6 protein-coding genes are annotated in these 7,718 nt (G+C 69.9%); 5 read left to right on the top strand and 1 reads right to left on the bottom strand.

Annotation, left to right across the window (positions count from 1 at the left end):
* Nucleotides 1–91: 91 nt before the first annotated feature.
* The gene (locus ABZ464_RS37300; protein WP_359285017.1) at nucleotides 92–487 is read right to left on the bottom strand and encodes a VOC family protein; all 396 of its coding nucleotides are present in this window, start codon (nucleotides 485–487) and stop codon (nucleotides 92–94) included.
* A 315-nt stretch (nucleotides 488–802) separates the two neighbouring features.
* Between ABZ464_RS37300 and ABZ464_RS37295 the strand changes: the two genes are divergently transcribed.
* The 5 genes from ABZ464_RS37295 to ABZ464_RS37275 all read left to right on the top strand — a co-directional run bounded on the left by ABZ464_RS37295 (nucleotide 803) and on the right by ABZ464_RS37275 (nucleotide 7,679).
* Nucleotides 803–2,014: a CoA transferase gene (locus ABZ464_RS37295; RefSeq protein WP_359285014.1), complete on the top strand. Its 1,212-nt coding sequence runs from the start codon at nucleotides 803–805 to the stop codon at nucleotides 2,012–2,014.
* Between the two features lie 101 nt (nucleotides 2,015–2,115).
* Nucleotides 2,116–3,291, top strand: a complete 1,176-nt coding sequence (locus ABZ464_RS37290) for an acyl-CoA dehydrogenase family protein (RefSeq protein ID WP_359285012.1) — start codon at nucleotides 2,116–2,118, stop codon at nucleotides 3,289–3,291.
* A gap of 289 nt (nucleotides 3,292–3,580) precedes the next feature.
* Nucleotides 3,581–5,794 carry an MMPL family transporter gene (locus ABZ464_RS37285; protein WP_359285009.1) on the top strand — a complete coding sequence of 738 codons (2,214 nt, stop codon included), beginning with the start codon at nucleotides 3,581–3,583 and terminating at the stop codon, nucleotides 5,792–5,794.
* A gap of 50 nt (nucleotides 5,795–5,844) precedes the next feature.
* Complete coding sequence (locus ABZ464_RS37280) at nucleotides 5,845–7,029, top strand: sensor histidine kinase (RefSeq protein WP_359285007.1); 1,185 nt, start codon at nucleotides 5,845–5,847, stop codon at nucleotides 7,027–7,029.
* Nucleotides 7,030–7,031: 2 nt separating this feature from the next.
* Nucleotides 7,032–7,679, top strand: coding sequence for a response regulator transcription factor (locus ABZ464_RS37275; RefSeq protein ID WP_359285005.1), 648 nt, complete (start codon nucleotides 7,032–7,034; stop codon nucleotides 7,677–7,679).
* Nucleotides 7,680–7,718: the final 39 nt, after the last annotated feature.

Genomic DNA, 7,718 nt, shown 5'->3' with positions numbered 1-7,718 from the left:
CTCCTCCGCCTTGCAGCCGCACGCACCACACCCCGCTCGGCTCGGCCGAGAGGCCACGTCGGCTCAGCCGACCTGATCCAAACGACAGGCCCTAGTTCTGCGGTGCCAGGGTGCGTAGGACGTCGAACTCGTTGCCCTCGGGGTCTGCCATGACCACCCAGTTCCGGTCCGGGCCCTGGCCCACATCCGTCGTGGTGGCGCCGAGACTGACCAGTCTGGTCACCTCGTCCTCGGTGCTGCCGTCGATCGGGCTGACGTCGAGGTGCAGCCGGTTCTTCACGGTCTTGCCCTCGGGCACCTGGATGAACACCAGGGTGGGCGGCATCTGGCGGGCCCGAACATCCTCCACGGTCGGCACCCAGGAGCCGATTTCCACCTTGCCCTCGCTCCGGTCGATCACCTTGAAGTCCAGGACCTCGCACCAGAAGGCAGCGAGCCTCTCCGGGTCGTGGCAGTCAACGACCAACTCGGTGAACCTGCTTGTCACGACTCTCCCCTGATAGCGCGGGATGTTGCAGAGAAGGCTTCACTGCGTTCGCATCGACCTCGATGAGGGTAGCGCCGGAAAACGGGTTCTGACCTCGGTGGACGGAACGTCTTCCGCGCACAAAGATGCGTCAGCCCGTCGTTGACCGGTGATTCCCGGCAGGGCCAGGGTGATGGAGACATATCGCATTCCGATCGCCCGTTTCCGGCTACCGAAGTGAGTGCAGGAGGCCGCGATGCTCCGGAACGGACAGAGGTGCCTCTGGTGCGGCACTGCGGCCCATCGCCGTTCGTTCACGATCAGAGAGGAGGGTGCGTGAGCACCCAGTACGACGCCGACGGAGCAGAGCGCACCGCGTTGCACGGTCTGCGCATCGCCGACTTCTCCCGGGTCCTCGCCGGCCCCTATGCCACCATGCTCCTCGCCGACCTCGGCGCCGACGTGGTGAAGGTGGAGCGGCCGGACATCGGGGACGAGACCCGGGCCTGGCACCCTCCGGCCGACCACGACGGAACGTCGACGTATTTCCTGAGCGTCAACCGGAACAAGAGGTCCGTCGTCCTGGACCTCACGACACAGGCCGGCCGCGAACAGGCCCGCGCCCTGATCGCCGAGTCGGACGTTCTGGTGGAGAACTTCCGTCCCGGGACGATGGAACGACTGGGACTGGGACAGCGCGAACTCCGGGCCCGGCACCCGGAGCTGATCTACTGCTCGATCAGTGGTTTCGGCAGCGGCGCGGGCGCCGCGATCCCCGGCTACGACCTGCTCGTTCAGGCCATCGGCGGTCTGATGAGCGTGACCGGGACCGCGGAGGGGGAGCCGGTGAAGGCGGGCGTGGCCCTGGTCGACGTGATCACCGGACTCCATGCCTCGCTCGGCATCCTCGCCGCCCTACGCCACCGGGATGCCACCGGCGAGGGACAACTGGTGGAGGTGAACCTGCTCGGCTCGCTGCTGTCGGCCATGGTCAACCAGGCATCGGCCTTCGCCGTTGCCGGTGTGGTTCCGGGCCGTATGGGCAACGCGCACCCGAGCATCGCCCCGTACGAGACGCTGCCGACCGCAGATCGGCCGATCGCTCTCGCCGTGGGCAACGACCGGCAGTTCGCGGCACTCGCCGAGGTCGTCGGGGATCCCGGTCTCGCTCTCGACGACCGCTTCCGCACCAACGCCGACCGGGTCGCCCGTCGTGGCGAACTGCGGGACATCCTGACCGGTCGGCTCGCCGCGGCGGGCGCCGACCACTGGACCACCGTCATGCTGGCGGTCGGGGTGCCGGCCGGACCGGTCAACACACTCGACGATGCCTTCGCCTTCGCCCACAAGCTCGGCCTTCCGGGCATCGTCGACATCCCCGCCGTGACCGCCGACGGACAAGAAGCCAGGCCCGTCCGCCAGATCGCGCACCCGATCGCGCTGAGTGGGACACCGGCCCAGTACCGACTGCCCCCACCCCGCCTGGGCCAGCACACCGCGCAGTTCCTCCAAGACCCGTCCGGCGAGTCCGACCACGCCTCCGGGTGACACGGACCGGTCACCGGACCGTTCGCAGCCTCGGCACCACGACCGAACCCGAACACCCTCATCCCCACCCCCATCCCCATCCCGAACTCAAGGAGCCCACCATGAGCGGCAAGCCGATGAAGGACCCTCTCGACCTGCTCGACTTCGCCTCCGTTCTCACCGACGAGGAACGCGAGATCCAGGCCACCGTCGCCAGGTTCCTCACGGACCGAGTCCGCCCCCACCTCGGCGAGTGGTTCGAGAACGCGCACTTCGCCCGCGAACTCGCCCCCGAACTGGGCAAGCTGGGTGTCCTCGGCATGCACCTCGAAGGGTACGGCTGCGCCGGCACCAACGCCGTCAGCTATGGCCTGGCCTGCCTGGAACTGGAGGCAGCCGACTCGGGCTTCCGCAGTTTCGTCTCCGTACAGGGTTCACTGTCGATGTTCTCCATCTGGAAGTGGGGCTCGGAGGAGCAGAAGCGGGAGTGGCTGCCGCGGCTGGCCGCCGGTGAGGCGATCGGCTGCTTCGGCCTGACCGAGCCCGACTTCGGCAGCAACCCCTCCGGGATGCGCACCAAGGCCGTCCGCGACGGCGGCGACTGGATCCTCAACGGTTCCAAGATGTGGATCACCAACGGCGGCATCGCCGACGTGGCCACGGTCTGGGCGCAGACCGAGGACGGCATCCGCGGCTTCCTCGTGCCGCGCGGAACGGCCGGCTTCACCACGCAGGACATCAAGCAGAAGATGTCACTGCGCGCATCGATCACCTCGGAGCTGTACTTCGACCACGTCCGGCTGCCCGACTCGGCCCGGCTGCCGCAGGCCCAGGGCCTGCGCGGCCCGCTGTCCTGCCTGAACGAGGCCCGCTTCGGCATCCTCTTCGGGGCCGTCGGCGCCGCCCGCGACAGCATCCAGGCGGCCCTCGACTACGCCGACGCGCGCGTGCAGTTCGACAAGCCGATCAGCGCCTTCCAGCTCACCCAGAAGAAGCTCGCCGACATGACCGTGTCCCTGAGCGGTGCCGCACTGCTCGCCCTGCACCTGGGCCGGCTCAAGGACCAGGGACGGATCCGGCCGGAGCAGATCAGCGTCGGCAAGCTCAACAACGTTCGCGAGGCGATCGCCATCGCACGCGAATGCCGCACCGTCCTCGGCGCCAACGGCATCTCCCTGGAGTACTCGCCGCTGCGCCACGCCAACAACCTGGAATCGGTGCTCACCTACGAGGGCACCAGCGAGATGCACACCCTGGTCGTCGGCCAGGCGATCACCGGCCACCCGGCGTTTCGCTGACCGACCGCCCGAGGAGGACGACCACCCCGGGCCCGACCGTGGATCCACATCTGGAGGAATCCCTCGTGATCGCCCTGCGGTAGCGCGCCTCCACCTCGGCCGACAGCTCGACCAGATCGGCGCCGCCCGCACGAGCCTCCGTCAGATGATCAAAAACCAGAGCAAAGGAGCCGCGTCGTCCACACCCTCAGCTTCCACTGAGCCTGACGGGGGTCCACCAGTTGGTGGACCTCAGGTTCAACCGGTCGCCGCTGTCGCCGCCACACCCCCGACGAAGAGCATGGATGCCATGAAGAATCTTCCCGTACGCATGGCTCGTTGGAGCGCCGCCCACCCCTGGCGGGGCATCGTCGGCTGGTTCGTGTTCGTCGTCCTGTGCCTCGGCATCGGCATCTCCGTCGGCACCAACACGGCGACCACCGAGGACTTCCGCATCGGAGAGGCGGGACGCGGCGAGGCGATCGCCGCGGAGGGCGGGTTACAGCAGCGCCCCGTCGAACACGTCCTGATCACCGCGAAGCCGGGCACCGGAAAGCTCGACATCGCCGCGGCCGACTCGGCCGCCGCCGACATCGCCGCCCGGATGGCCAAGCTGCCCGAGGTGCTCTCCGTCACCGACCCGGTACGCGGCGCGGACGACACGGCGGTGCGCGTCACCATCACCATGAAGGGCCCGGAGCTGGAGGGCAAGAAGCACGTCGACCCGCTGCTCGGGCAGACCGCGGCCGTGCAGAAGGCGAACCCCGGGCTGCGCGTCGAGGAGACCGGATCGCCCTCCATCAGCAAGGGCGTCGAGAAGCTGCGCGGCGACGACCTCTCGCGCACCGAAGTGATCGCCCTGCCGGTCACCCTCATCACCCTGCTGCTGGTCTTCAGCTCCGTGGCGATGGCCCTCGTACCGCTGCTGCTCGCCCTGTCCTCGATCGCCGCGGCCGTCGGCCTGTCGATGGTGGCCTCGCACGTCTTCCCCGACGCGGGCGTCGGCACCAACGTCATCCTGCTCATCGGCCTCGCCGTCGGGGTCGACTACACGCTCTTCCACCTCAAGCGCGAACGTGAGGAACGGGCGCGCGCCGGCGGCAAACTGAGCCCGCTGGCCGTCGTCGAACTCGCCGCCGCCACGTCCGGACGGGCCGTCGTCCTCTCCGGTCTCGCCGTCGCCGTCTCCAGCGCCACCCTCTACCTCGCCGACGACGTCATCTTCTCGTCCATCGCCACCGGCGCGATCCTCGTCACCCTCGTCGCCGTCGTCAGCTCCCTGACCGTGCTGCCCGCCCTCCTCGCAAAGCTGGGCATGCGCGCCGAGCGCCGGGCCGAGCGCCGGGCGGCCCGCGGGCCAGCGCCGAAGAGGCAGAAGAAGCAGAAGACGCACAAGGCCGGCCCCGGCCGGCTGACCGCCGCCGTGCTGCGCCCCGTCGCCAAGCACCCCACCGCCACGCTCACCGTCACCGTGCTCGGGCTGCTCGCCCTCGCCGCCCCGGTGCTCGGCCTCGAGCTCACCGACATGGGCCGCGAGACGCACTCCCGCTCCATCGTCGCCATGCAGGTCTACGACCGGCTGAACGCGGCCTACCCGGATCTGAAGTCCATGCACCAGGTCGTCGTCCGCGCCGACGCCGACCGGTCGCCCGAGGTGACCGCCGCCCTGCGCGAACTCGCGGCCGACGTCAGGGACGACCCGCGCCTGAGCGGCACCTCCCGGCTGACCACGTCCCCCGACCAGCGGATCAGCATGCTCCAGCTGCAGGTCCCGTACCACGTCAGCAGCAACGAGGCCCAGTCCTCGCTCAAGGACATCCGCGACACCTACGTCCCGGAGACCGTCGGCCGGGTGAAGGGCGCCGAGACCGCGGTGACCGGTGACGTCGCCCGCTACACCGACTACCCGACCCACCAGGAACAGAAGCTGCCCCTCATCATCGGGGCGCTGCTCCTCGTCACCTTCGCCATGACCGTCTGGGCGTTCCGCTCCGTGGTCCTCGGCCTGGTCGGCATCGTCCTCAACCTCCTCTCCGCCGCCGCCTCGCTCGGCATCCTCGTCATGGTCTTCCAGCACACCTGGGCGGAGGGCCTGGTCGACTTCACGTCCACCGGGTCGATCGGCTCCCGGGTCCCGCTGTTCCTGTTCGTGATCCTCTTCGGCCTGTCGATGGACTACCAGGTCTTCGTGATCAGCCGGATCCGGGAGGCCGCCCTGCGCGGAGTCCCGACCCGCAAGGCCGTGATCGAGGGCATCGGCAGCTCGGCCGGCGTGGTGACCAGCGCCGCCGTGGTCATGGTCACGGTCTTCGCCAGCTTCGCCGCCCTGCACCTCATCGAGATGAAGCAGATCGGCTTCAGCCTCGCGGTCGCGGTCCTGCTGGACGCCTTCGTGATCCGTATGCTGGTCCTGCCGTCCCTGATGCTCCTGCTCGGCGAGGCCAACTGGTGGCCCTCCCGCGGAGTGCGCCGTGCCCACCGCACCACCGAACAGGCCCCCCGTCCCCTGGAATCGGTACGCTGATCGACTTGACCGCCGGCCCCTCAACTCCCCTACGAACGAGGTGAATCAGCGTGAGTCAGTGGCAGCAGCCGGGTGACCGGCTCAGCCGGGACCGTGTCCTTCGCTGGAACCTGGCAGGCTGGATCCTGTTCGGCCTGCTGCCCCCGGCCCTCGCCGTGCTCGACGCGTCGCCGGCCCGGAAGTACTGGATGATCGGCCTGCTCGCCCTGATCGCGCTGTGTCACACGGTCGTCCTCACCCGGCCGGACAACCCCCTCCTGCATCCCCGTACCTACCTCGGCGTCCTCGCGCTCGTCCTGGGGACGACGGCCTACCTCCTGGACGGCGGGGCCGCCTTCTACGTGGTGTCCCTGCCGCAGTTCTGGCTCTTCACCCGCGCCCCGCGGGACGCGGTCACGCTCAGCGGGGCCGCCGCGGCCCTCACCGTGTTCGGCGGCACGCTCGACCAGGGCTGGAGCCCTCAATTCCGCACGGGGAACACGGTGTTCACCGTCGTCGCCTATGCCGCCGGGGTGGGCCTGGGGCTGTGGGCGCACCGCTTCGTCGGACAGAGCAACGAGCGGCAGGAGCAACTGACCGCTGAACTCGTCGTCGCCCAGGAGGAGTTGGCTGCCGCCCATCAGCGGCAGGGCGCGGCCGAGGAGCGCGAGCGGCTCGCCCGGGAGATCCACGACACCCTCGCCCAGGGCTTCGCCTCCATCGTGGTGCTCGCGGAGGCCGCCCGCGCCGCCGCCGTCACCGACCCCGTGCGCTGCGCCGAGCAGCTCACCTCCATCGAGCAGACCGCGCGCGAGAACCTGGCCGAGGCCCGGGTGCTCGTCGGGTCCGCCCCCGAGAGCGGCGTCGCACCCGGCTCGCTGGCCACCACCCTGCGCAGAACCCTGGACCGTTTCGTCCAGGACACGGGTCTCACCGTCACCGCCGAACTGCCCGACATCGACCTGGACCGGCGCACCCGGGTGGCCCTGCTGCGCTGCACCCAGGAGTCCCTCGCCAACGTGCGCAAACACTCGGGCGCCTCCACCGTCGGCGTCGTCCTCACGGAATGCGTGGGCGGCGTCGAGCTGGAGATCACCGACGACGGCTGCGGCTTCGTCGTCGAGGAGTCCCGCGGTTTCGGCCTCGACGGCATGCGCCGCCGACTGGCCGAACTGGACGGCGAACTGGCCGTCACCAGCTCCCTCGGGGACGGCACCCGTGTCCTCGCCCGCCTTCCCACGCACAGTCAGGACTGACCATGACCGACACCGCGAACAACCGGATTCGGGTGGTCGTGGTCGACGACCACGCCGTGATGCGCGCCGGAGTCATCGCCCTGCTGACCGACGAGCCCACCATAGAGATCGTCGGCGAGGCGAGCGACGGGCGCGAGGGCGTCGACCTCGTCGAGCGGCTCGCCCCCGATGTGGCCCTCCTCGACCTGCGGATGCCGGTGCTCGACGGTGTGGCCGCCACCACCGAGATCGTCGCCCTGCCGGTGGCCACCCGGGTGCTGATCCTCACCACGTACGACACGGACGTCGAGATCGAACGGGCCGTGGAGGCCGGCGCCGTCGGATACCTCCTCAAGGACACCTCCCGTGAGCAGCTCGCCGACGCCATCCGCTCGGCGGCGCGGGGCGAGACGGTCCTCGCGCCCAAGGTCGCGGAGCGCCTCGTGGCCCGGATGCGCCGCCCCGAACCGGTCGCGCTCACCGCCCGCGAGCGGGACGTGCTGCACGCGGTCGCCGACGGCCTGTCCAACGCCGAGATCGGCCGGCGCCTGGTCATCGGCGAGGCCACGGTGAAGACACATCTGCTGCGGGTCTTCGCGAAGCTCGACGTCAGCGACCGCACTCGCGCCGTCGTCGTCGCCCTGGAACGCGGGCTGCTCGTGCGCTCCTGAGGCCCGGGCGCCCTGGCGAGGCAAGACCCTGATCCACGT

The sequence above is a fragment of the Streptomyces sp. NPDC005820 genome (assembly GCF_040630255.1).
Lineage (GTDB): Bacteria > Actinomycetota > Actinomycetes > Streptomycetales > Streptomycetaceae > Streptomyces.
The sequence above is the reverse complement of the archived record's forward strand: the minus strand, read 5'-3'. Positions and strand labels throughout refer to the sequence as shown.

What these genes read in the sequence shown, in the direction of transcription:
- ABZ464_RS37275 (WP_359285005.1), top strand. Translation starts at nt 7,032, where the DNA reads ATGACCGACACCGCGAACAACCGGATTCGGGTGGTCGTGGTCGACGAC.
- ABZ464_RS37290 (WP_359285012.1), top strand. Translation starts at nt 2,116, where the DNA reads ATGAGCGGCAAGCCGATGAAGGACCCTCTCGACCTGCTCGACTTCGCC.
- ABZ464_RS37285 (WP_359285009.1), top strand. Translation starts at nt 3,581, where the DNA reads ATGAAGAATCTTCCCGTACGCATGGCTCGTTGGAGCGCCGCCCACCCC.